At 47.2% G+C, this 24,618-nt stretch carries 23 protein-coding genes; 9 read left to right on the top strand and 14 right to left on the bottom strand.

Annotation, left to right across the window (positions count from 1 at the left end; all coding sequences use genetic code 11):
• Nucleotides 1–16 precede the first annotated feature (16 nt).
• The gene (locus tag K6T22_RS01710) at nucleotides 17–904 is read left to right on the top strand and encodes an Rgg/GadR/MutR family transcriptional regulator (protein ID WP_238238570.1); all 888 of its coding nucleotides are present in this window, start codon (nucleotides 17–19) and stop codon (nucleotides 902–904) included.
• Between the two features lie 100 nt (nucleotides 905–1,004).
• Here the strand turns inward: K6T22_RS01710 and K6T22_RS01705 are convergent, their stop codons facing one another.
• Entirely contained in the window at nucleotides 1,005–1,868 is an 864-nt protein-coding gene (locus K6T22_RS01705) for a VOC family protein (protein ID WP_238238569.1), read from the bottom strand.
• 121 nt (nucleotides 1,869–1,989) lie between these two features.
• Between K6T22_RS01705 and K6T22_RS01700 the strand changes: the two genes are divergently transcribed.
• Nucleotides 1,990–2,340: a winged helix-turn-helix transcriptional regulator gene (locus tag K6T22_RS01700; protein ID WP_238238568.1), complete on the top strand. Its 351-nt coding sequence runs from the start codon at nucleotides 1,990–1,992 to the stop codon at nucleotides 2,338–2,340.
• Nucleotides 2,341–2,443: 103 nt separating this feature from the next.
• Nucleotides 2,444–3,226, top strand: coding sequence for a nucleotidyltransferase domain-containing protein (locus K6T22_RS01695; RefSeq protein ID WP_238238567.1), 783 nt, complete (start codon nucleotides 2,444–2,446; stop codon nucleotides 3,224–3,226).
• Nucleotides 3,227–3,276: 50 nt separating this feature from the next.
• Here K6T22_RS01695 and K6T22_RS01690 read toward each other — a convergent pair whose 3' ends face one another.
• The 3 genes from K6T22_RS01690 to K6T22_RS01680 form a co-directional block, all read right to left on the bottom strand.
• Nucleotides 3,277–3,861 (bottom strand): DUF4352 domain-containing protein, encoded by a 585-nt coding sequence (locus K6T22_RS01690; protein WP_238238566.1) that lies wholly within the window; start codon nucleotides 3,859–3,861, stop codon nucleotides 3,277–3,279.
• Between the two features lie 169 nt (nucleotides 3,862–4,030).
• Nucleotides 4,031–4,966: an NADP-dependent oxidoreductase gene (locus tag K6T22_RS01685; protein WP_238238565.1), complete on the bottom strand. Its 936-nt coding sequence runs from the start codon at nucleotides 4,964–4,966 to the stop codon at nucleotides 4,031–4,033.
• A gap of 111 nt (nucleotides 4,967–5,077) precedes the next feature.
• A complete protein-coding gene (locus tag K6T22_RS01680) occupies nucleotides 5,078–6,547 on the bottom strand; it encodes a methyl-accepting chemotaxis protein (RefSeq protein WP_238238564.1) in 1,470 nt (489 codons plus the stop codon).
• Nucleotides 6,548–6,702: 155 nt separating this feature from the next.
• On the opposite strand from K6T22_RS01680, the gene crcB (K6T22_RS01675) reads away from it, so the two are divergent.
• Entirely contained in the window at nucleotides 6,703–7,101 is a 399-nt protein-coding gene (gene crcB / locus K6T22_RS01675; RefSeq protein ID WP_238238562.1) for a fluoride efflux transporter CrcB, read from the top strand.
• Entirely contained in the window at nucleotides 7,102–7,452 is a 351-nt protein-coding gene (crcB, locus tag K6T22_RS01670) for a fluoride efflux transporter CrcB (protein WP_238238560.1), read from the top strand.
• A gap of 271 nt (nucleotides 7,453–7,723) precedes the next feature.
• Here crcB (K6T22_RS01670) and K6T22_RS01665 read toward each other — a convergent pair whose 3' ends face one another.
• The 10 genes from K6T22_RS01665 to K6T22_RS01615 form a co-directional block, all read right to left on the bottom strand.
• Nucleotides 7,724–8,578, bottom strand: coding sequence for a DegV family protein (locus K6T22_RS01665; protein WP_238238558.1), 855 nt, complete (start codon nucleotides 8,576–8,578; stop codon nucleotides 7,724–7,726).
• A gap of 69 nt (nucleotides 8,579–8,647) precedes the next feature.
• Complete coding sequence (locus tag K6T22_RS01660) at nucleotides 8,648–9,679, bottom strand: aldose epimerase family protein (protein WP_238238557.1); 1,032 nt, start codon at nucleotides 9,677–9,679, stop codon at nucleotides 8,648–8,650.
• Nucleotides 9,680–9,768: 89 nt separating this feature from the next.
• On the bottom strand, nucleotides 9,769–11,445 hold the full coding sequence (locus K6T22_RS01655; protein ID WP_238238555.1) for a LytS/YhcK type 5TM receptor domain-containing protein: 1,677 nt from the start codon (nucleotides 11,443–11,445) through the stop codon (nucleotides 9,769–9,771).
• A 182-nt stretch (nucleotides 11,446–11,627) separates the two neighbouring features.
• On the bottom strand, nucleotides 11,628–12,950 hold the full coding sequence (locus tag K6T22_RS01650) for a hemolysin family protein (RefSeq protein ID WP_238238554.1): 1,323 nt from the start codon (nucleotides 12,948–12,950) through the stop codon (nucleotides 11,628–11,630).
• A 36-nt stretch (nucleotides 12,951–12,986) separates the two neighbouring features.
• Nucleotides 12,987–13,355 (bottom strand): MerR family transcriptional regulator, encoded by a 369-nt coding sequence (locus tag K6T22_RS17285; RefSeq protein WP_035399153.1) that lies wholly within the window; start codon nucleotides 13,353–13,355, stop codon nucleotides 12,987–12,989.
• Between the two features lie 159 nt (nucleotides 13,356–13,514).
• Nucleotides 13,515–15,650: a (Fe-S)-binding protein gene (locus tag K6T22_RS01635; protein ID WP_238238553.1), complete on the bottom strand. Its 2,136-nt coding sequence runs from the start codon at nucleotides 15,648–15,650 to the stop codon at nucleotides 13,515–13,517.
• A gap of 267 nt (nucleotides 15,651–15,917) precedes the next feature.
• Nucleotides 15,918–16,355 carry an NUDIX domain-containing protein gene (locus K6T22_RS01630; RefSeq protein WP_238238552.1) on the bottom strand — a complete coding sequence of 146 codons (438 nt, stop codon included), beginning with the start codon at nucleotides 16,353–16,355 and terminating at the stop codon, nucleotides 15,918–15,920.
• Between the two features lie 57 nt (nucleotides 16,356–16,412).
• The gene (locus K6T22_RS01625) at nucleotides 16,413–16,832 is read right to left on the bottom strand and encodes a hypothetical protein (RefSeq protein ID WP_238238551.1); all 420 of its coding nucleotides are present in this window, start codon (nucleotides 16,830–16,832) and stop codon (nucleotides 16,413–16,415) included.
• Nucleotides 16,822–17,244, bottom strand: coding sequence for a YwiB family protein (locus K6T22_RS01620; RefSeq protein WP_238238550.1), 423 nt, complete (start codon nucleotides 17,242–17,244; stop codon nucleotides 16,822–16,824). Before K6T22_RS01620 ends, K6T22_RS01625 begins: the two co-directional genes overlap by 11 nt.
• A gap of 108 nt (nucleotides 17,245–17,352) precedes the next feature.
• A complete protein-coding gene (locus K6T22_RS01615) occupies nucleotides 17,353–19,053 on the bottom strand; it encodes a glycoside hydrolase family 13 protein (RefSeq protein WP_238238549.1) in 1,701 nt (566 codons plus the stop codon).
• A 350-nt stretch (nucleotides 19,054–19,403) separates the two neighbouring features.
• On the opposite strand from K6T22_RS01615, the gene K6T22_RS01610 reads away from it, so the two are divergent.
• From K6T22_RS01610 to K6T22_RS01595, 4 genes are all read left to right on the top strand, one after another.
• The gene (locus K6T22_RS01610; protein ID WP_238238548.1) at nucleotides 19,404–20,840 is read left to right on the top strand and encodes an NAD-dependent succinate-semialdehyde dehydrogenase; all 1,437 of its coding nucleotides are present in this window, start codon (nucleotides 19,404–19,406) and stop codon (nucleotides 20,838–20,840) included.
• Nucleotides 20,837–22,465, top strand: coding sequence for an acetolactate synthase large subunit (locus K6T22_RS01605; protein ID WP_238238547.1), 1,629 nt, complete (start codon nucleotides 20,837–20,839; stop codon nucleotides 22,463–22,465). The genes K6T22_RS01610 and K6T22_RS01605 overlap by 4 nt, the downstream gene beginning before the upstream one ends.
• A gap of 4 nt (nucleotides 22,466–22,469) precedes the next feature.
• On the top strand, nucleotides 22,470–22,796 hold the full coding sequence (gene ytxJ / locus K6T22_RS01600; protein WP_029343222.1) for a bacillithiol system redox-active protein YtxJ: 327 nt from the start codon (nucleotides 22,470–22,472) through the stop codon (nucleotides 22,794–22,796).
• 253 nt (nucleotides 22,797–23,049) lie between these two features.
• Nucleotides 23,050–24,585 (top strand): DHA2 family efflux MFS transporter permease subunit, encoded by a 1,536-nt coding sequence (locus K6T22_RS01595; RefSeq protein ID WP_238238546.1) that lies wholly within the window; start codon nucleotides 23,050–23,052, stop codon nucleotides 24,583–24,585.
• Nucleotides 24,586–24,618 lie beyond the last annotated feature (33 nt).

Raw genomic sequence — 24,618 nt, 5'->3', positions numbered from 1 at the left:
AACAGGAGGACTTATCATGCCATCTCACGGAGAATTATTGAGAGAATTGCGAATCAAAAAAGGAATGACACAGAAGCAACTCTACGATTCTGTCATGTCTAAATCTTATGCGATTCGCTTTGAACAAGGAAAACACGAGATATCCTTTCACCTGATCCAGTTACTCCTCGAACGACTCGGAATGGAAATTGATGAGTTTCTTTACATCCATCATGGATTCAAGGAATCACTCATCGAGCAATTTTATGATGAATACGGATTAAAGGGGAATGCGAACGACATCGACGGGTTGATTCTTCTTAGATCGCAGTATTACGATTTACCGGAGTCTTATCAGAACAGTTTGCGAATTGCTGAACTCGATGCTCGTATCGAACAACTGACTCATTTCAATCAATATGGTGTCTTTTCAAAAGAGGCCATTGCAGAAGATACTCGTCAAACGATTCTTGATTACTTGGACCGTATTGAAACGTGGACAATTGGTGAACTACGTTTTTTGGCGAATACGCTCGACTTCATCGACTATGAAAGAAAAGTGGAGTACTTCCGTAGCATTCTCCCTTCCTTAGATCGCTATAAACAATTCAAACGTGGACGGACCATCATCTATACGTTATTGATCAATGAAATCCATGAATTGATCATGACGAATGAACTGGACATGGCACAGGTGTTACTCCTGCAGCTCGATGACTTTACCCAAGGTGTCGAAGCGATGTTCTATCGAAATTCACACAGCTTTTATACCGGTCTCCTACTGATTGCGCAAGGTGATGTAACGACAGGAACGATGTATGTCGAACGAGCCTTAATGATTTATGAAGTACTCGGTTATCCACACCAAGCAACATTATCGCGTTCGTTTTATGAAATCCTTTTAGAGAAAGCACTTCATCAGTGACTCTTCCGTTCTTCCTATCCTCCTCTAGCCTTTATCCATGCAAATATAAAACCCCCATCGACACGATTATTTCGTGTAGACAGGGGTTGGTGCAACGTCCTTAATTTTCTAGTCGTGCTACAGTCAATCGAACCGTAATACCGGCATCATCGGTCACATATACATCTCCTGCTTGATCCGTAACAGTGTAAGCAGAAACCTTTAACGTCTCGATCGCCGTCTGAAGCGTCGCTTGATCAGGATAACGTAACGTCCAGTAGACGAGTCCGACTGCATCTTTCGGATTCGTCGGTGCGTTGACTCCAGACCAGACGTTCAGACCGATATGGTGATGGTAACCGCCAGCAGCAACGAATAACGCCCGCATGCGGGAAGCATCAGCCGCCACCTCAAAGCCGAGTGTCTCGATATAAAACTTCCGCGCTGCTTCGAGTGTCTTAACGTGAAAGTGCATGTGTCCCATGACGGTCTCGCTTGGCATGCCATACCAATCTTCTTCTCCTGCTTCAACGAGCATGCTTTGCCAGTCGACAGGATCGGTCGTCATCTTGACGTCGCCATTCGCTTCATACGTCCACGTGTCACGCGGACGATCGGCATAAATCTCAATGCCGTTCCCATCTGGGTCCGATAAATAAAACGCTTCACTGACAAGATGGTCACCTTGACCAATTTCAATGCCTTGAGCGATCAGGTTCCGGATGACGAAGCCGAGTTCTTTTCGGTTTGGTAATAAAATCGCAAAGTGGTATAACCCGGTAACCGAGTTCGGTGGAAAACGGCGGGCGTTCGGATGGACTTCCAGCTCAACAAGTGGTGTACCTTGTGCGCCGAGCACAGTCAATTGTTCAGTTTGTGTCAGCACACGTAATCCGAGTGATCCGGTATAAAATGAAACGGAACGATCGAGATCCGTCACACGCAAGCGAACAGGACCGAGTGTAATCTGTGGGTGAATGGACATCTTGTTTCCTCCTTCAACTATATAGCTCGTACCTCTATTATTACGCGGAAGCGACGGAAGCGGAAGTAGGCACGAATAAGTGGTATAGTATCCTCAACGATACCATGAAGGAGGAAGACCGATGGAAGAGACACCAAGTTGTCGTGTCGAGACGGCACTCGAAATCTTGACCGGGAAATGGAAACCGTCGATTTTACTTGTATTGATCACGCGCGGAACACTCCGCTTCAGTGAACTGAAACGACAATTACCAAACATCACGCAAAAGATGCTGACGGCTCAACTACGTGAGCTCGAACTGAATGACATCGTCCACCGCGAGATTTATCAGGAAGTCCCACCACGTGTCGAGTACTCGCTGACGGACTATGGACGGACACTCATTCCGGTCCTTGACGCAATCAATGCCTGGGGCGAACAGCACGTCATTCATCTCGAAAATAAAGACAAACTAACGTCTGCTTCACAATGAGAAGTCCATTTCGATGCGATTTCTCTTTTTTTATGGAATAAACTGTCTATTATCCCGTATACTGACCTAATAGACTTCTGTTTTCGGAAAGGAATGAGTCCTCATGCATCAACTTCATGCGATCGAGCAGCTCGTTGCTCGACTCACACAAGATCCTGCTGTCGAAGCCATCTTCTTGAAAGGATCGTTCGGACGGGGAGAAGAAGATGTTCATTCAGACATCGATCTGTACTGCCTTGTCTCGGAAGAACGCCAAACGAAATTCTTATCCCGTCGTTTGTCGCACCTAGCCGCCTATCGCCCAATCATCTGGAAAGATGAAATCGACATCATCGCGCCACAAATGATTGTCGTCTACGATGATTTCCTACATATCGATTTATTCACGGTGACACTCGACTCGCTGAATCATAAGGATCAACTACGTGTTCTGTACGACCCGAAGCAACAGCTGATAGATTACACAGATACATGTGACTTGACGCTTTCCGCTCAAGAAGCGACCGATGAAGCAATTGATGCCGTCTGGTTCTTATTCCAATACAAAAAAGCAGCGGCACGGGGAAATGACTTATGGGCGGTTGAGATGCTACGTAGCGCTTTGATCAAGTTCGCGAAAGTATTGCTCCATCACCATGCTCCGAATCGAGCGCAACTCGGATTGAAGACGATTCCGACGACGTTGCCTGACATTCCTCGCCTTGCTCTTGAAGCAATCTATGACGTCCTTACACCAGCCACGCACGCAGAAGCGGCTCAGCGTTATCTAGCGTGTCTCGAGACAGAACGGAAAGCACTCGACCGGACGCTCGCCGCTCATCCAGAGACGCTCGAATTACTTGATCGATTGACACCTGAGCTACTGATCCAACAATCTCGATCGTAAAAAACTGAAGGGAGTAGCGGGCATTTGTCCACTACTCCCTTTCTTGATGCTTATTGTGTCAATTGAATCTCTTTTGATTGTCCACCTGCCCAGCCAAAGCCAGATGAGACTTCAAGCAGCGGACTTTTGACTTGTTTCGGTAATTCGAAGACGATGTTGCCGGTTTTTTCGATATTCGGATTAATCGTCTCTAAGAAGAACCCCATTCCGTCTTCATTCGCATAGAGATCGAGTTCTGTGTCGGCTGAGTATTCCGTATCGCCGACATTGACTTTAAACATATTGCTGTCGACGAATCGCTCTTCCTTATCTCCGTTTAGAATCGTCAGACCGATGACTAAGAATTGTCCTGATGTTTTCTTTTCGCCAAGGACATTCGATAGCGTATCGACCATTTTGACGTCATTGACGACGTACGTCAGTTTACCGACCTTCACCTCATCATTAATCCCGTACGTTTTCTTGACCGGCTTTGCGGCTGCCTTTGCTTTCACTGGTTTTGCTTCTGACTTAACTGCTTCTTGTTGAACTTCCACTTTTTTCTCAGGTGCTGCTTGATCTTCGTCATCCCCCAGATTTCCGAGAATGACTGCTCCGATTACAATGATTCCTGCCCACTTAAATCCTTTTTTCATGTTACTTCCTCCTTTTAATTTGGCTGACTCACATCTGATAGCCTTAGTATAGGAAGAAGCAACACCTTACCCTTTACACTTTTTTGACCAGGTATTTTTTTGTTTTAGGTTCGAAAAATGGATTGACAACATACAAAAAGAGCGCTGAATTTAGCGCTCTTCTTCTCACTCATTCTCCTTTGACTCGGATGACGATTTTTCCTTTAGCATGCCCTTCTTCACCATAATCGTGGGCTTCCTTGATGTGATCGAGATCAAAGATCCGATCAACGACAGGCTGTAACTCGCCACGCTCGACTGCTTTTGCGATATGCTGCAAACGCTCACCGGTCGGTTGCATGAAGACATACGCAGAACGTGCATTGTGCTCTTTCGCTTTGTCTTCATCAGGTGGTGTTGAGATCGAGACGAGCATCCCGTTCGGCTTTAGCATTTGATACAACTCACCTTGTTTATCGCCGCCCATCGTATCAAACACAAAATCGACGTCCTGGACACGATCAGCTGGATTTTCTTGTTTGTAATCGATGACTTCGTCTGCTCCAAGCGCTTTCACCCAGTCAACGTTTTTCGTACTTGTCGATGTAATGACGTATAAGCCATTCGCTTTCGCGAGTTGAATCGCAACCGTTCCGACGCCCCCTGATCCGGCACCAATGAAAATCCGGTCACCTGGTTTCGCATCCATCACTTCGAACATGACCTGCCATGCGGTATGCGAGACCAGCGGAAGAGAAGCCGCTTCAGCAAAACTGAGTGATTCTGGTTTTTTCACGACAAGATGTGCATCGACTGCAACGTACTCTGCATACGTTCCTTGACGGGCAATTTCCGGACGACTGAAGACCGCATCTCCGACTTGAAGATCCGAGACGTTCGCTCCGACTTCTTGAATCACACCAGCAACGTCCCAGCCGATGACAAGCGGCATCTCATAGCTCAACATCTCACGCAAGTATCCTTCGCGTAACTTCCAGTCGACTGGGTTGACACTTGCGGCATAGACTTCAATCAAGACATCGTCTGGTCCAATGACGGGCTTATCCAGTTCTCCAACCTTAAATTGTTCCGATCCACCATACTGTTCAATGTAAGCTGCCTTCATCCGTTGACTCCTCCTTCAATAATCGTTCCCTATCTTGTTCCCCGTCCGTTGCAACGACAAACTGTCGCAGACACACAACAGCTCCCCATCAATCGATGAGGAGCTGTCTCGTTAAGCGTTCGTCTGCTGAAGGGTTGACGCTGTTTCGTTCAAGGCGTGAATCGCTTGTTGCAGTTCCATGACCTGTCCGACTTGATGGCGTGTCAGACCGGATAATGATTCACTTTGTGAAAGTAAAGCGTTCATGAATGTATCGAGTTGACCGGTTGCTGTCGTAATAGCAGTAAGACTACTCGTCATCGTCGCGAACTGGGTCTGCGCCGACTGGATCGAACCAACGACTTCTGTCGCATCCGTCTCGATCGTCTGCAGGGCTAACTGACTCTCTGCCATCCGTTCTTCCTGCTCTCGTAGCAGTGTCGTACTCGCATGAATCGAATTACCAGTTTGTGTGACGTCTTGATCCACACGTTCAATGATTGCATTGATTTCCTTTGACGCTTCTGCCGTTTGTGCTGATAGATTACGAATTTCTTGCGCAACGACCGTAAAGCCTTTCCCGAACTCGCCAGCACGAGCTGCTTCAATCGAAGCATTCAGACTGAGTAAGTTTGTCTGAGCCGCAATCGCATTGATGCTCGACGTGATCGCAACAATTTCTTGGAACCGCCCAGCGAGTTGTCCGAATGACGTGACAGACTCATCCATGCTCGTCGTCAATTGTTGTAAGGATTGTCCAGCAAGACCAATCGTCTGCCTGCTTTGTTCGGCTGTCGTTCGTGATGAAGAACTCCGATCGAGTGCGTGGTCGACGGAAACCGTCACGTCTTGCATCCGGTTGACTTGTTGTTCGTTCAATTGGCGGATTTCACGAATCGCTTGGACGCTACCTGCTGCATCATGTGCCAGCTGTTGCATCGCTAGATCGACCTGACTGAAAGAATCCTTCGCAGCATCGACTGTTTCGCTCATCTCTTCTGTGAACGTCGTCACTTCCGTTGCGGTTGCTGCCGTTTGTTCAAGCGCAACTTGCGATGTTGCCGCGTAAGCTTCCGACCGCTCTTGTTCTTGGCGGACTGCGCGCATGACATTTCGTCCGAAGACGGCAACGAAGACAGCAGCCGAGAAAATCATCAAATAGATGACATAGGCGACGATCAAGTCAAATGTATTCGTAAAGACGATTGTTCCAAGTATCGTGAATATTATCATTTCGATGAGTCCAAGAATTCCTGCAAGAATAACGAGGCTTGGAATCAAGTAGACGATCGAAATCGTCAAATAGAGATAGACGATCGTCCAAATGCTTGGCGACGGTAATGTCGTCAAGACTAAAGCGAGTACGAAATAGGTTAACGTCACTTGGACGTATTTCCCACTCGGACGATGTCCAAGTAGACGGTTGCCAGCAAGCAACGCGACCGTCAAGATCAAACCACCGACTAAAAACTGATAAAACACACTGATCGGAACGTAATTCATTTGGGCAAATAAAAAAATCAATGGATGCGCAATGGTAATTAACGTTGCAATCAGGCGGGACAAAATCTTTGTACTTTGTTGCTCGAGGGCAGATACCATCTTGTTCAAACTCCTTCACCTTATTAAAGTCATACAGTTGTTCATCGGTAGAAAGAATTCAATCGTTAAGTCCCTCGCGTGACTTTTTTTCTTGACGCTTTCTTAAAGCCAGGAGTACGTTTAATGTAGACTTTTTTCAAGAAAAGAGGATTCATATGCTCTATGTACTCGTAGGTCTCGCAGGTATTCTTGGAGCCTCTGCTCGTTATGGACTCGGACTGCTGATTGGCGACTTGACGACCGGTCCTTTCCCGTGGCCGACGCTTGCAATCAACTTAATTGGGAGCTTTCTGCTCGGCTATGCGACACACTTTTTATTTCGAACGAAACTCTTACACCAGTATGCGATTACAGCAATCGGAACAGGATTCATTGGATCGTTCACGACGTTCTCGACGTTCAGTGTAGAAACGGTGACCTTAATCCAAACACATCATGTAACGGATGCCCTTTTATATGTTCTCATCAGTCTGTTTGGTGGCTTATTCCTGTCTTATCTCGGTTATACGCTTGGGACAAGACGGCTACGTCGCGTGACGAAAGGACGTGAGTGAATGGAATTACTCTCCCTTGCCATCGGTGCTTTTTGTGGCGCTATCAGTCGGTTCGCCGTCAGTCAATGGATGAAGACGGTTTGGAAACGCGAATTTCCACTGGCGACGTTCCTGATTAACGTACTCGGTTCATTTTTACTTGGACTCGTCATCGGGGCGCATCTCGATACGACATGGACGTTACTCTTAGGTACCGGCTTCCTCGGATCATTTACGACATTCTCAACGTTTAAAATCGAGACATTGCAGCTATTTCAGGACGGAAATCGTAAAGTGCTCACCCTCTATCTCATCTCGAGCTACGGTTTCGGAATTCTTGCAGCTTTCCTTGGAATCACACTTACAGCTTGAACGAAACAAGGAGTCTGACTCAAAAAAAGAATGACGCGTCTTTTCACGCCCTTTCCTCAGGCGAGACACAAGCCAGTTTTCCTGCTTCATTTAAGCAGGAGAGCGGGTCTTGTTTGTCTCTGACAGCGCAAAGATGCGCTTTTTCCTGTAGGAGTTGCGTGCGACGCGTCATTCTTTTTGTTACAAGATAAGGGTGGCAGATTATCGTTCTGCCACCCTAACTTTGTAGAGTCTGACTTTTGAGTCAGCCCCTTGTCGTATCCGTTTCAGTTTAGTCATTCATCCAGAATAAACCGACTGTCTCTGCTCCGGCATGCGTTCCGATCGCAGGACCAAACGTCCCTTCAAGAATCGTCAGATCCGGGAACTTCGCTGCGACTTGTTGACGCAATTCAGCCGCCATTTCCGGTGCCATCGTCGTCGCGACATAAATCCGATTCTTGTAGAACGTATGCTGACGCATCGACTCATCGATTTGTTTCACCATTTCGATGTAGGCTTTTTTCAGCGAACGTGCTTTTTTGAATGGAACGATTTTTCCTGCTTCGTCCGTCGTGATGATTGGTTTAATGCTGAGTAAGTTCGCAAGGAACAAATCTCCCGACGAAACACGTCCACCTCGACGCATCGTCTCCATATTACCGACGATCATATAGAAATGCGTCTTCTTCGTCAACGCTTGTAAGGCTGCTACGATTTCCTCGACGGATTTCCCCTGTGCCTCGAGTTCCATCCCGTAACGAATGAATTCCTGCTGGTTCTCGAACGCTGTATGCGAGTCGATGATGTGAACGGGAAAGCTTGCTGCTTCCGCTGCTGATGCTGAGCTTTGGACGGTACTTGAGAGTCCGTTCGTACAATGCACCGCAATCGCGCAGTCATATCCTTCTTCTTTCAGCCGTTCGTATGTCCCGACGAACTCACCAAAGATTGGTTGCGATGTTTTTGCAATCAGTTTCTTGTCCGCATCAAGTGCACGGAACAATCGCTCGACTGTGATGGCATTCTCTTGATACGCCGTATCACCAAGCAAGATTTGAATCGGTACGACATTGACGCCGATCGTTTCTGCCTCTTCCTTCGTGAAATAGGCCATACTATCGGTCACCCATGCTATTTTAGTCATTTCCCTAGCCTCCGTTAGATTCTTCTCGCTTTATCCTACCATATACAGAAGTGGAAATCGCAAGAAACGTCATGACATCACCTGAAAATGAAACGATGTGTGCTTATGATAGTGCTCGCCAGCATGCAAGACGACAGAAGGAAAATTCGGTTGGTTGATTGCATCTGGTAATCCTTGTGTCTCAAAACAGATTCCAAGATACGGTGTCGCACGACGACCACAAATCGTGAAGTCACCTGACAAGTGATTGGCAGTGTAAACAACGACTCCCGGTTGATCGGTCACGACCCGTAATCGTCGACCGCTGATTGGTTCGTCGAGAACGATTTCTCCGCTTTCTCTGAGCAAGAAGGGGTGATCAACACCACTACCTGCTTGGCGTAGTTCTTCGTCTGGTGCGTGTGTCACTTCATGTAGTGGACGCGCTTCCGAAAAATCAAAGACAGTTCCTGCCACAGGGAGGATGTCACCGGTCGGTACAGCATCTTTCGTTAACGGTACATAAAAAGGAGCATCCATTTGTAGGACATGCTGTTCGATCGTCGTTTTTGCTTCACCCGTCAAATTAAAGTACGTATGGTTCGTCGGACTGAATGGTGTCGAAGCCGTCGTCTCCGCCTCATAATGAATCTGAAGAACATCCTCATCCGTCCATTTGAATGTCAAAGTGAACGACAAATGACCGGGATACCCGTTCTCACCGCTTGGACTATCTAAGCGTAGAATCAGATCGTTCTCATTGATTTCGTGCGTGAACATCCGGTTCGCCCAGTTTTCGCTTCCACCGTGCAGATGATGATCACCCTCATTTTGTTCCAGGACATATGTCATCCCTTCAAGCGCGAACGCTCCGTTCGCAATTCGTCCCCCGACACGTCCGATCGTTGCCCCTAAATGATGTGGATCATCCTGATATTCCGACAGGTCATCAAATGCGAGTACGACGTTTTCGATCGCTCCTTGTTGATCTGGAACACGTATGGCAAGAATCTTCGCCCCTCGGTTCAAGATATCGACGCTATGTCCGTGCGCATTCTGTAAAGTAAAGCAGAGCAAGGACTCATCACCGAACTGTCCCACTTTAGTTATCGTAATCATCATTTGTTTCCTCCTGTACGTTACATTTTCCTGTTTTCCTTTTTACCCTCGGAACGAGACAAAAAAACAACAACGGCGAAATGCCATTGTTGTCAGAGGGATGGAAGAGGTAACCGGACTTCGATGCGTGTTCCTTGATTGATGATCGAGTGGACATGTAATGTCGCAACCGGACCGTATGTCACGTCTAACGCTCGTCGAATCAAGAACAGATTTGAATCCCCCGCTTCCTTTTGCTCCAATTGTTGCATTACATTAAACGGCATACCCTGCCCATTGTCCGTGACTTCGATGACCCAGTCCCTCGTCGCCTTAAAGGCACGGACATCAATCCGGTGATGTCGTCCTGCTTTTACGAACGCATGACGCAGTGCATTATCGACAAGCTGTGTCACGAGAAAGGGGAAAACGAAGTATTCTTCAACGGCAGTCTCGATATCAAGATCGACCGTAATATCAGCGGAAGTCAGTTGGTTGGGACGGCGTCGTGTTCCTTCGAGTGATAAATATGCCTTTAATGTCGCTAGTTCTTCACGCAACGGGTGTTCATCATGTCGCGTCGCTGCCGTCAAAAGTTGAAGCAACGCATTCAGTTGATGTTTCACAGGAGTTCCTGGATCGGCTGTCCGTTGAATCTCTTCAATGATCCCTTTGAGATAGGTCACATGTAACATCGGTTTCATTTTTCGTCCACTTAATCGGGTCAATTGCTCTTCCCGGTGTATGTTCAGCTCTCGAGCTAACAAACCGACGAGTTGTTCTGTCATCCGCTCCACGGTGTCATCAAATAAATCCTTTGAGAAATAACAGATGACACCCGCTTTTTGACCGTTGATCCGCATCGGATGAAAACTCAAAATTTGTCCCGTCTGCTCATCTTCTTGTCGCACTGGTTCTTCCGCCTCAATCCATCGTTGTTCTTCACGTCTCGGCTGCTCGCCACAGACGGCAGGTTGCTGATCAGTCATATCGATGACGACTTCTGTCGCCCCGATCAACACGATTCGTTGCATCTTCGTTTCTTTTAATAATGTCGCTCCGATTTGTCGCGCGACTTCCGAGGTCAATCCCTGCTTTCGTAATGGTTGTAACGCTTGCAGTAGACGATCGGAACGCTCAGTCTGGCGGACGAAGAGCGCTCCCTCGAGCCGAAGTTGTGTCCGTAAAATCATGATGAACAGGATGACACCGCATGTGTTTGCGAACAGTAACGGAAAAGCGGCACGGCTCATCAAATCAAGTGCCTCTGTCGTATCCGGGGCAAGCAATAATGTGATACCGCTCTCGAATAACAACGCAGTCAATACGATACCGATTGGTGGAACGAGCGCATAACCATCATGCAAACGCCACCGCTTCCGGTACCATCCGCTCGCAAGTCCAGCGAGCATCGCAATGATCCAGCCTGCTTCTGCCCCTAACGAACCGAGCACGTAACGGTGCAGACCGACTAAACATCCCGTGATCCCACCGACCACCGGTCCACCAATCAAACCACTCGTTACGATGACAGCCAGTCGTGTATCGAGCAACAGGGCATCCTTTTCGACAGCTAATCCGAGTAACGGATCAATCGTCGTATCTTGCGAAAGTTCGATCCCCGCGTAATTCATCAAAATACCAGATGACACGAACGCAAAAAGAAGTGGAAGGTTCATTCCACGGTCCATTTTGAATATGTATCGGGAAATGCGCCACTGGGATAATAGAAAGGCTAACAGTGCTAACATACCTAAACGACTCAGTAAAAATGGAATCTGCTCGAGCACGGAATACCTCCTCGTTTCATGGGACGCGATTCAACAATAAAGTAACTGTAGATTACATTCCCGCTTCACTAGTCATTCTCCTATCATGACTGCCGAAAGTTCGCACAATCCGTCCATTCTTGATTTTTTGACTGATATGATGCAAAAAAAAAAGCCGGCTCCTCGATGAGGAACCGACTATTTTATCCTTCTGCTTCTACTTGTTCAGCTGGATGCAACCAAATTTTGACGCGGTTGATTTGATAGTTTTCCATCTCCATCACTTCGACTGAGAAGTCTGGTGTGTCGATGTGTTCACCTGGTTGGAGATCAATGTTGTGCATCTGAATCCAACCACCGATTGTATCGACATCTTCGACATTCGTAAAGCGAATATTGAAGCGGTCTTCTAAGTCCGCGAGCAGGACTGTACCGTCGAGTAGGAACTCATCCGATTTAACCTGTTCGATTTCTTCGATTTCATCCGCATCGAATTCATCACGGATTTCACCGACGATTTCTTCGAGTAAGTCTTCCATCGAGACGAGACCTGCTGTTCCACCATATTCATCGACGACGAGAACGAGATGGGTCCGGGTCCGTTTCATCTTCCGTAACGTTTCTTGAAGTGACGTCACTTCCGAAACAACCGGTAAATCCTTGATATAATGCGTCACCGGATGCTCATTTCCGTTCGCATAATCCGTCAAGACTTCCTTGACGTTGACGTATCCGAGAATCCGATCTTTATCATTTTCTTCTGTGACCGGGTAACGCGTGTACGGATTATCCATGAAGATTTCCATCAGTTCATCTTTCGTTAAACGTTCCGAGATTGTCTCCATCCGCATCCGCGGCACCATCAAGTCTTTGACGATGTGCTCATCAAACGCAAAAACGTTCTGCATGAGGGCAAGTTCCGTTTGGTTGATTTCACCACTTTGGAAACTTTGCGCCATGATGATTTTCAATTCATCTTCCGAGTGGGCTTGTTCGTGCCCTGCTGGTTTGACGCCGAACAGACCGAGGAACAAGCGAGCTGAACCGTTGAGTAACCAGATGAACGGATACATGATTTTACCGAACACGTAAAGTGGACGAGCAAATAGTAATGTCATCCGTTCTGCATACTGAATCGCAAGTGTCTTCGGAGCGAGTTCACCGATGACGACGTGTAAGAACGTTACGGATACGAACGCGATACCAAACGATAAGAGCGTTGAAACCGCAGCAGAGATGCCGAAGTCATCAAAGACAGGGTGCAAAATCTTTTCGACCGTCGGTTCACCGAGGGCCCCAAGACCAAGTGCTGTGACCGTGATACCAAGCTGACAGGCTGACAAGTAGTAATCGAGATCACCGGCGATTTTTTTCGCAAGCACGGCACTCTTATTCCCCTCTTGAATCATCTGATCCAAACGCGACATCCGGACTTTAACGACAGCAAATTCCGATCCGACGAAAAACGCCGTCAACGCAATCAACAAGACCACTAAAAATAAATTGATGAATAATATAGTATCCAAAATCCCCTAAACAGGGGTCACCTCCATTGTTTTGTATTAAAGCTGTGCAATCAAGGAAGCAATCAATGTGAGACGCCGTGATAGTTCTAAACGGATCGCTTGTTTTTCGACGTCCGTCGAATGTAACAAACGCTGCTCGAGTCCTTCAACCGTCGCCTGAAGTTGTTTCACTTCCTGATAAATCGTCTCTCCTGTTTTTTGTTCCCGTTCCGTAAAAGAAGCAAGAATCTCTTGCAGGGAAAGCCGTTGAGACTTCAAATATTCAATCTTTTCGATTTGATGAATGACCGATTCGTCATACAGACGGTAGCCAGACGCGGTGCGCTCTGGTGTTAACAGACCAAGTGATGTATAGTAATCGATCGTTCGTTTTGATAAGCCGGTGGTCTCCGCGACCTGACCGATTCGAAGTAACGCCTTCCCAAAAGATTCTCACCTCCTTTCCATAGCTAGTTCTTTTTATCTTATCACGTCAAAACCATACAGTAAAACGTCGCGCTTTTTCAAAATAAAACGGTCACTCCCTTTTATTTAAGAGAGTAACCGTCCATTGATTTCTATTTTTTAGACTGTCGCAACTGATTCTTCGACTGGAGTACCAACGATCGACCGTTCTAATAGCTCAACGACGTCGTACGTGGCGACTGCCTCGTCGACTTCCTTCGCCTTTGTTCCGTCACTGAGCATCGTCAGACAGTACGGACATGCTGACCCGATGACGGATGGTTGAACCGTCAGTAATTGTTCCGTCCGCGCAACATTGACCCGTGCGCCGACTTTCTCTTCTTGCCACATCATCCCGCCACCAGCACCGCAACACATTCCTTTTTCGCGGTTGCGTTCCGTCTCAACGAGCGTAATGCCAGGAATCTTCTCGAGAATATAACGTGGTGCGTCGTAAATATCATTGTAACGACCGAGATAACACGAATCGTGATAGACGACACGCTCCTTGACCTCGTGGAGCGGTGTAATCCGTTTTTCGTCAATCAAACGTGCGAGCAACTCGGTATGGTGATACACTTCGACATCTGGATTGAGTCCGAAGTCCGGATACTCATTTTTAAACGTGTTGTAAGCATGTGGGTCGATCGTGACGATCTTTTTGACGCCATACTTCTCAAATGATTTGATATTTGCTTCTGCGAGTTCCTGGAACAACACTTCGTTTCCGATTCGACGTGGTGTATCCCCCGAGTTCTTCTCGTCATTTCCGAGAATCGCAAACGAGATGTCTGCCTCGTTCAGAATCCGCGCAAATGCCATGGCGATTTTTTGACTTCGGTTATCGTACGATCCCATCGCACCGACCCAGAACAAGTACTCGAAGTCTTCGCCCGCTTTTTTCTTCTCCTTCGCTGTCGGAACGACGAGCTCATCCCGGTTTTTACGCCAGTTTTCGCGTTCTTTCCGGTTCATCCCCCACGGATTACCTTGACGTTCGATGTTTGCCATCGTCCGTTGCATCTCCGGATCCATCTTGCCTTCCATCATAACGAGATGGCGACGGAGGTCGATGATCTTATCAACATGTTCGTTCATGACCGGACACTGATCTTCACAATTCCGACATGTCGTACACGCCCAGATCTCTTCTTCCGTAATGACATTCCCAATCAATGAATCCGGAACGATGTCCATTTGCCCTGCTGCTGCCAGTGAAGCGATTTGGTTGCCTTGCGATCCTTCAAACGCAAAGGCAGGTGCCCATGGCGAGCGTTGCGTGATCGCTGCCGTTTTCATGTTGAGATGGTCCCGTAATTTAACGATCAAATCCATCGGCGACAGCATTTTTCCTGTACCGCTTGCCGGACACATATTCGTACAGCGTCCACACTCAACACAAGCATATAGATCAACGAGCTGTTTCTGATTGAAATCTTCGATTCGGTTGACCCCGAAGCTAAATTCCGCTTCGTCGTCTTCTGCTTCTTCCATGACCGATAGATCAATCGGTGCCAAACGACCGACTTTTGACGTTCGACCAAGCCAGACGTTTGCTGTACCAGCAATCAAGTGAGCGTGCTTACCTTGCGGGATGTAGACCATGAAGCTAAGTAAGAACAGCAAGTGTACCCACCAGAAGAAAACGAATAATCCGAACGCAACTGATTCCGGTACCCAATTGAATAAGAATGCGATGCTTGAAGCGACCGGTTCACCGAACGTCGAATGATTCTCATAGACAAGGAAAAATCCGTTTCCGAATAGGACGGCGACCATCAAACCACCGATGAAGATCAAGGCAAGACCTGCCATGAAATTCCGTTTCAAGCGGACAAGTTTCTCGACGTATCGGCGATAAAATCCCCAAACGACGGCAATCAAGATGACGAGCATGACGATTTCTTGGAAAAATGTAAAAATCGGATAGAGCGGACCGAGTGGGACGTGCGGGAAACGCTGACCGACGGCGAGTCCTTTCCAGATAAAATCAATCGCTCCGAATTGAACAAGTAAGAAACCGTAGAACATCATGACGTGGATGGCGCCACTTTTCTTATCCTTTAATAATTTCTTTTGCCCGAAGACGTTGACTAAGACCGCGTCTAGTCGTTCTTTGTTCGTCAGTGTCCACTCCGCCTTTTTCCCCCGTTTAATGGCGGCATAACGACTTTTGACGAGTGACGTGAATAGATAGCCCGCATAGCCGATGACGAGTAGGAAGGCAATCCAGTTAATGAGTAAAAACGTATTCATGTTCGAACAAACCCCTTTCCCCCTAAAGCAGTTGTGTTGAAATGAGTATAGCACATAATGAATGACTATTCATTCATAAATTTTCAAATAAATTTCCTTTTGATTGATTGGCTCAATATGCTTTAAAAATGACTTAAATTTATTAAAAGTAATTTGTCATATGCGCTTTCTCGATAGACATGCTTAGTCAGATTTCCTACGTCAAATATGCCATTCTAAACAAAAGAACGGACCATCCCTTTTCAGGAGCAAGTCCGTTCTTTTTGCTTACCACTTCATCTCTTCAAACATGTAATAACCTTTGTGTTGCTCTGTTAAATATGTACATAGCGGAAGACGAACGTCCTCACTTGTGATGTATTCCGTTAGCTCCCTTTGGTTGATCCACTTCGTCTCGACGATTTCTTCGTCAGGATCATTCGGATCAAGTACTCCGCTCACCTCGCAATCAAAATAAGTCACGAGACTGTGTGCTTGATGAGTTGGCATGAAGTTCTCCGTTAAAAAAGCAAATGATGCTGCCGTGACTATCAGTCCCGTTTCTTCAGCGACCTCGCGATGAAGTGCCTGCTCCAGCGTCTCCCCCGCTTCAATTTGTCCCCCGGGTAAACTCCACCGCTTCTCCTGACCCGATTGATTATTGACGATGAGCAGTTGACCGTCCTTACGGATGATCGCGACAATGATTCGATAGAGTGGATACATGACGCTTCCTCCTAAAAAGACCATCTTGCTAAAAAATAAGATGGTCTGATTGATTGTTTACTCCAAGCCGAGTGAGTGTGGCAGACGGACTGCACGTGCAAAAGCATTTTTATAGTCTTTTTTCGCTACTAACTTTTCGACTTCACGGATTGCTGGATGCTGTTCGTCCGCGAATGCACCAAGGATCGTCAAGTAACGTTCGTATACTTGATCGTCTTCCTGACGTGCTTTTAAGAGCGCTGTGTACAGCATGACGATATCTTCGCCGTATAAGACAGGTAATTCTTCGTTGATTAAAAGAAGCGTATCGATCGCTTCCGGATCGACCTTCGGATTATACTCCGTAATAACCTGTTCTGCGAGTCCTTCAAGTTGATCACGCCATTCGTTGTAGCGAGGCTCATCGTTTTCGAGCCACTCGAACCACTCTTCTTCCATCATCTGTTCCATTTGACGTACTGTTTGTTCAAATGCCATTCGTCTCACTCCGTTCCCAAGTTAAATCAATCGTATACGTACCGACTGCTTGTCCATTCATTTTTAATGTATAGCGGAACTGCATCCGTTGTAATTGCATCTCAATCGTCTCCGTGTCTGTTTCCATCAACATTTGACCGAATTGACTACCATACTGGCTTTTTGTTGTCTCCCCTAAAATGAAGACATGATGCATCGCAACAGGCCCTTTTCGATTCAAGGCGATCTGGTCTTTCGACCATTTGATCGTCGTATCAATCGGTTGTTCATCCGGTTGAACGAACTTCACGGCAAAGCCGTCTTTTGTTTCGAACAACGTGCCGTCTGCCTCAAGCTCGACCGATTCACGCATCGGACCGTCTTCGATCGTCGTCACTTGTCGCAATGACACCGGGTACTGTACTGGTTTCACTTCTATCACCTCATCGTTTAGCGTACACGATTTTTTCGTCTGATGCACCTTCTGCTTACGCGCAATAAAAAAACGGATTCGCTGTGCTTCGAATCCGTTCAAAATATATTAGCGTACACGGTACAGACGTGCTTCGAATGGACGAAGTTCCAGTTCAGTTCCTTCATGGTGCATCGTCGGATAGTTACCGAGCAACATATTGTCCGAGTGCAAGATGATGTCCGTATCGATTTCTGCCGTCTCGCCTTTTAAGTTCGTGACGATCAAGAATTGCTCGTTACCAAGCGTCCGTGTATACGCATAGACTTTCGTATCTTCCGGTAAGATGAGATCGTATGCCCCGTAAATCAATGTCTCTTCCATCTTACGGATTTGAATCATTCGTTTATAGAAGTTCAAGATTGAATCTTCGTCTTGTTCTTGCGACGCAACGTTGATATCCGCGTAGTTCGGATTAACGCCGAACCATGGGGATCGATTCGAGAAACCACCGTTTTGCTCGTTCGTCCATTGCATTGGTGTCCGTGAGTTATCACGGGACGAGTTCCAGATGACTTCCATGATCTCTTCATGTGTTTTCCCGGAAGCGAGTTGCATATCGTACATGTTCTTCGTCGCAACATCGTCATAATCTGAGATGTCCGGGAACTGAACGTTTGTCATGCCGATTTCTTGTCCTTGATAGATGAACGGTGTACCTTGCATGAAGAAATACATCATCGCAAGCGACTTCGCACTCTCTTTCCAGTACTGTTCTTCGTCACCCCAAAGGGAAACCGAACGAACCTTATCGTGGTTTTCGAGGTACAGTGCGTTCCACCCTGTTGCTTCAAGTCCTTTTTGCCATTTCGTCAACACTTGTTTGAGTTTGACGACGTCAACGCCTTTTTCAGCATCGGCACGCCAAAGATCCATATGTTCGAACTGGAAGACCATGTTCATCTTACCGTTTTCTTCTCCAACCCAAAGATCTGCTTCTTCCGGTGTTACGCCGTTCGCTTCTCCGACTGTCATGATGTCGTATTTCGAGAATGTCTCATCCTTTAACTCTTCGAGATAGGCATGAATTCCTTCGACGTTCATGTGCATATCGAATGACGGCACATACGGCATACCGAGTGGGTTCGGGAGGTCTGCGAACGACTGGTCTTTGTTAATATGACTGATCGCATCGATGCGGAAACCATCGATTCCTTTATCGAGCCACCAGTTGATCATCGTATAGACGGCTTGACGCATATCACGGTTTTGCCAGTTCAAGTCCGGCTGACGACGTGAGAAGACGTGCAAGAAGTATTGCTCTGTCTTTTCATCATATTCCCATGCTGATCCACCAAAGATACTTTCCCAGTTATTCGGTTCACCACCATTGATCGCATCTTTCCAGATGTACCAGTCGCGTTTCTCGTTGTCTTTTGATGAACGTGATTCAATGAACCACGGATGTTCATCAGACGTGTGGTTGACAACGAGATCGAGCAAGACCTTAATGTCACGTTTATGCGCTTCTTCCATTAAGAGATCGAAGTCAGCCATCGTACCGAATTCATCCATGATGTCTTCATAATCACTAATGTCATAGCCATTATCATCATTTGGCGATTTGAACATCGGACAAATCCAAAGCACATCAACGCCAAGATCCTTCAAATAATCGAGTTTTGCGATGATACCCGGAATATCGCCGATTCCATCGTTGTTTGCGTCATAAAAGCTGCGTGGGTAGATTTGGTAAGCAACTGCTTCTTTCCACCAAGCTCGTGTAATTGTTTGTTGGGCCGTTTCAGGGCGCGGTATCATTTGTGTCATGTGTCGTGAATCCTCTCGTAGGTCAGTCATTAGTGAGCTTTTTTGTCATCCATTAAATAGTTATCATTTACAGCGCAACCGATTGCGCAAATCCTCTACCTTCATCTTATCAAATCCACTTCTAAAGTCAATGTCTCAGGGGTGATTCCACCATTTCACATCAACTACTGTCACTCTTTGTTCACGCTGAATATTTCATGTTGTTTTACATTACATTTACTGAATTATCCTACACTGTTTATCGGTCGATTTCTACCCTTTTGCATAACCTTTCCTTCCCAAAGTGAATCTTTTTTTCGTCGTTCGGGTATACCCTTATCAATGCACATAAAAAAAGGGGGATTTTCAGGATGAATGGACAATTTTTCATCGATGGACAATGGCTCGATCATGGACGAGAACGAACGGACGTTACAAATCCGGCGACCGGGGAAGTCGTCGGTAGTGTACCAAACGGCACGAAAGAAGATGTCAACGATGCCGTGGAAGCAGCGCGAAAAGCGTTTCCTGACTGGTCAAAACGAACAGTCTATGAACGAGCTGAATTACTCGAGAAGTTGTATACGAAGATGATCGAGAAAAAGGATGAACTGGCTCGCTTGATGACACTTGAGATGGGGAAACCACTTGCCGAATCAGAAGGTGAAGTCCAGTATGCAGCAAACTTCGTCAAGTGGTTTGCGGAAGAAGGAAAACGTGCTTATGGTCGCGTCATTCCGACGCATGATGCAGGCAAACGATTACAAGTCATCAAACAGCCGGTCGGTGTCGTTGCTGCGATCACACCGTGGAACTTTCCAGCTGCTATGATTACACGAAAATTAGCTCCGGCACTCGTCGCTGGGTGCACGTTTGTCCTAAAACCACCAACAGCGACTCCGCTGACCGCTCTTCGTCTCCTTGAACTGTGTCAGGAAGTCGGGATTCCTGAAGGTGTCGTTAATGCGGTGACGGGTAGCGGGAAAGCACTTGGCGAATCACTCGCGACACATCCACACGTTGATAAGATTACCTTCACCGGTTCAACAGAAGTCGGACGGACATTGATGGCACAAGGAGCAGAGACAATCAAGGCAATGTCGCTTGAACTCGGTGGTCACGCACCAATCCTTGTTTTTGATGACTGCGACCTTGATTTAGCTGTTGCTGAGACGATCAAGTCAAAATTCCGCAATGGCGGACAGACGTGTGTCTGTGGAAACCGGATTTACGTATCCGACTCGATTTATGACGCGTTCGTTGAAAAACTCGGACAAGAAACGGCGAAGCTGAAGACCGGAAATGGTCTTGAGGCTGAGACGAAGATCGGACCGATGATCAATAAGTCCGGTTACGATAAAGTAAAAAAACACGTCGACGATGCGACATCCGCTGGTGCGCGAGTCGTCACAGGCGGCACTGGTAACGCTGATGAAGAGAATGACGTCTATTATTATGAGGCAACCGTTCTAGCTGATGTGAAACCAGGCATGTTGATCATGAACGAAGAGACGTTTGGTCCGGTCGCACCAGTACAACGTGTCAGTTCAGACGAAGAAGCGGTCCATTATGCGAACCAGACTCCATTCGGTCTCGCTTCCTACGTCTTTACGAAGGATTATGCCCGCGCGATCCGTGCGATCGAAGGGCTCGATTACGGAATCGTCGGTTGGAATGATGGGGTCCCTTCAGCAGCACAAGCACCATTTGGTGGCATGAAGCAGTCCGGTGTCGGTCGTGAAGGTGGCAGCGAAGGGCTCGAAGCCTATCTCGAGACGAAATATATCTCAATCGGTGGTTTAGCGTGAACGCGGCGGATTGGTTCGTTCAATGTTTAGAAGCAGAGGGTGTCACACATATTTTTGGCGTTCCTGGAGAAGAAAACATCACATTGCTCGAATCACTCAGTCGTTCATCGATCACCTTCATTACGACACGCCATGAAACGAATGCCGCTTTCATGGCAGCGATGTTCGGTCGTCTGAGCGGACGACCGGGTGTTTGCCTGTCGACGCTTGGTCCTGGCGCGACCAATATGATGACCGGTATCGCGAGTGCAACGATGGATCACTCCCCTGTCGTCGCCATCACGGGTCAAGGCGCAACGGCACGCCAACATAAGGCGTCGCACCAAATGTTTGATCTCGTTGACCTGTATCGTCCTGTCACGAAATCAAGCACGTCCGTTTTGACGGCAGAGGTCATTCCGGAAATCGTACGTCGTGCCTTTGCGACAGCGAGCAGTGAAAAGCCGGGAGCGACACACATCTCTTTTCCGGAAGACATCGCAAAACAAGAACGCGATCAACCGATGACACCGATGCAAAGTGATAGCGCACCGACCTATCTTCACTCCTTAACGATTGATGACCCGGACGTTTTACGTCTGATTGAGCGAGCAAAACAGCCGGTCATCATTGCTGGTTTCGGTATTCATAGGCAACAAGCACTTGATGCGTTTCGAATATTCGTTGAAAAACTGCAGGTTCCTGTCGTTGAGACGATGATGGGAAAAGGCGCGATTTCCTCGCATCACCCACTTGCTGCACACACGATTGGTTTACCAGACGTCGATTACAATCAGCGAATTCTTGAGGCGAGTGACCTCATCATTACGGTCGGCTACGATATTACCGAATTGCCCCCACAAAAATGGAACCCGAAAAAGACACCTGTCGTCCATCTCGATACGAATCCGCACGAAATCGATGCGTACTACCCGGTCGTGGCGAACTTAGTCGGACCACTTGATGAATTGCTGACTGTGTTGACTCCGTTACTTCCCGAGCGCGCGTGGGACGGCTGGCAACACGATCGCGATAAATTACGCGAAGAAATCCAAGAAACGTATTCGCTCGCACTTCCTTTGCACCCGCAAAGTATCGTTCGTGAACTCGAGCGAACTGTCGGAGAGAATGGGATGGTCTTCTCGGACGTCGGCGCTCATAAGGTGTGGCTCGCTCGTCATTATCAAACGACGCGTCCGAATCAATTATTCATTTCGAACGGGTTTGCTTCGATGGGCTATGGTTTATCGAGTGCGCTCGCAGCCAAGCTATTATATCCGGACCGGCGAATCGTCTGCGCTGCCGGAGACGGTGCCTTCTTGATGAATGGACAGGACCTTGAAACTGCCGTTCGCTTGAAACTCCCGCTCGTCGTGTTGATTTGGCGTGACGGAACGTATGGACTCATTGAATGGAAACAACAACAAGCTTACGGACGTTCGTCCTACATCACGTTCGACAATCCGGATCTCGTTCAACTGGCTCATGCCTTCGGAGCACTCGGTCTTCGTGTCGGTGAACACGGTTCCCTTGCACACTGTCTTGATCAAGCATTTGCGAGCGATGGACCCGTTTTAATTGACTGTCCGGTCGATTACCGGGAAAATCTAAAGTTAAGTGAACGTCTCCGGACGTATGGAGGGTGAAAATATGACACAACCACGTAAACTGCAATCGATTTCTGATTTTGATCAATTTGCTTCCGAACACACAGCGTTCGTGATCTGCAAACACAGTACGACATGCCCAATCAGCGCTGCTGGCTTTTCTGAGTATACGAAGTTCGCCGATGAAACGTCTGTTCCAACGGCGTACCTCTTTGTTCAAGAAGCTCGGACATTGTCGAACCATATTGCCGAGCACTATAGCGTTCGACACGAGTCACCCCAAGTCTTGTTCATTCAAGATGGTAAGTCCGTTTGGACAGCATCTCATTACGATATTACGAAAGATGCGCTCGAAACGAACGTCCAGTAACGCTAGTATGAAACTACCTCCGGGCTGTTTCATACTAAAGACAAAGTGCAATTTTTCTCTAACGAGAAGGATTGCACTTTTTTGTTCATCTCGTTTTGCCTTATTAGAAAAACGCTTTCAATGTTACACAAAAAATAAAATTATCTTTCTTAGCTATTATTATTTGTAATTCGAACTAAATCGGATTAAGATAAACTACAGATAGAACGACCGTATAGAAATATGTACCGTTAGTTTAGTTAGGAGGATACTCATGCAACAAAGCGCTACTCACACATCCCGACCTCCCTATGGCATTCTTGCTGTTTTGATGATTGGGGCATTCATTGCTTTCTTAAATAATACCTTACTCAATATCGCCCTTCCTTCGATCATGAAGGACTTAGCGATTGAACCATCGACCGCTCAATGGCTCTCGACTGGTTTCATGCTCGTCAACGGTGTCTTAATTCCGACATCGGCTTTCTTGATTCAAAAGTATTCGGTCCGTCGTCTCTTCTTACTAGCGATGACTCTCTTCTCGACCGGAACGATTTTAGCAGGATTCGCTGAAGTCTTCCCTGTGCTACTCGCAGGACGAATGATTCAAGCGTCTGGTTCTGCGATCATGATGCCATTACTGATGAACGTCATGCTCGTCAGCTTCCCAATTGAAAAACGCGGAACAGCGATGGGCTTCTTCGGATTGATCATGATGGGTGCTCCAGCAATCGGACCGACATTGTCTGGTTGGATCATCGAGCACTATGATTGGCGGATGTTGTTCCACTTCATCACACCGATCGCCTTAATCGTTCTCGTCGCTGGTTTCTTCTTGCTCCGTGACGTTAAGGAACGCTCAGACACTCGCATCGATCTGACTTCCGTTGCACTTTCGTCACTCGGTTTTGGTGGTTTACTGTATGGGTTCAGCTCCGCTGGTTCTAAAGGATGGGACAGTTTCCATGTTTACGGCGCCTTGATTGTTGGTGTGATTGCGCTCGTGACATTCATTTACCGTCAGCTCCATATGGAACGTCCGATGCTCAACTTTAAAATTTACCGTTATCCGATGTTCGCCTTATCTTCTGCCATTTCGATGGTCGTGACGATGGCGATGTTCTCGGGCATGTTATTGCTTCCGATCTATGTCCAGACGATTCGTGGCATCTCGCCACTTGATGCCGGTCTCATGTTGTTACCGGGTGCCATCTTGATGGCAGTCATGTCACCGATCAACGGGAAACTGTTCGATAAAATCGGCGGTCGTCCTCTTGCGTTGACTGGTTTATTCATCACAGTCGTCACAAGTTATTACTTCAGTCAGCTTGAGATGGATACAACGTACACACATCTGATTGTCCTCTATTCATTGCGGATGTTCGGGATGTCAATGGTCATGATGCCAGTCTCAACGAACGGTTTGAACCAGTTACCAACACGCTACTATCCACACGGAACGGCGATGAACAATACACTTCAACAAGTATCCGGTGCGATTGGAACAGCATTGCTCGTTACGATCATGTCGACGCATGCGAAGACACGTGGAACGGAACTCGCAGCGGAAGCGGCTAAAAACATGACAAGTCAACCGACTGCTGAAGCGGCGGCTGCTTTAAAACAGCAGATCACGATGCAAGCGACGCTTGACGGGATCAACTATGCGTTCTTCATCTCGACGTTCATTGCTGCTTTAGCATTCGTCCTTGCTTTCTTCATCAAGCGTGCGACACAAGCAGAGGACATCATCAGCGATCAACGATCATTGAACGAAACGATCGTCAAACCACAAGTTTCCAATCAATAAGTGTAAAAGCAGTCGCCTCTCGCGACTGCTTTT

This window comes from Exiguobacterium acetylicum, assembly GCF_022170825.1.
Lineage (GTDB): Bacteria > Bacillota > Bacilli > Exiguobacteriales > Exiguobacteriaceae > Exiguobacterium_A > Exiguobacterium_A acetylicum_B.
This window is presented reverse-complemented; position numbering and strand designations above follow the sequence as displayed.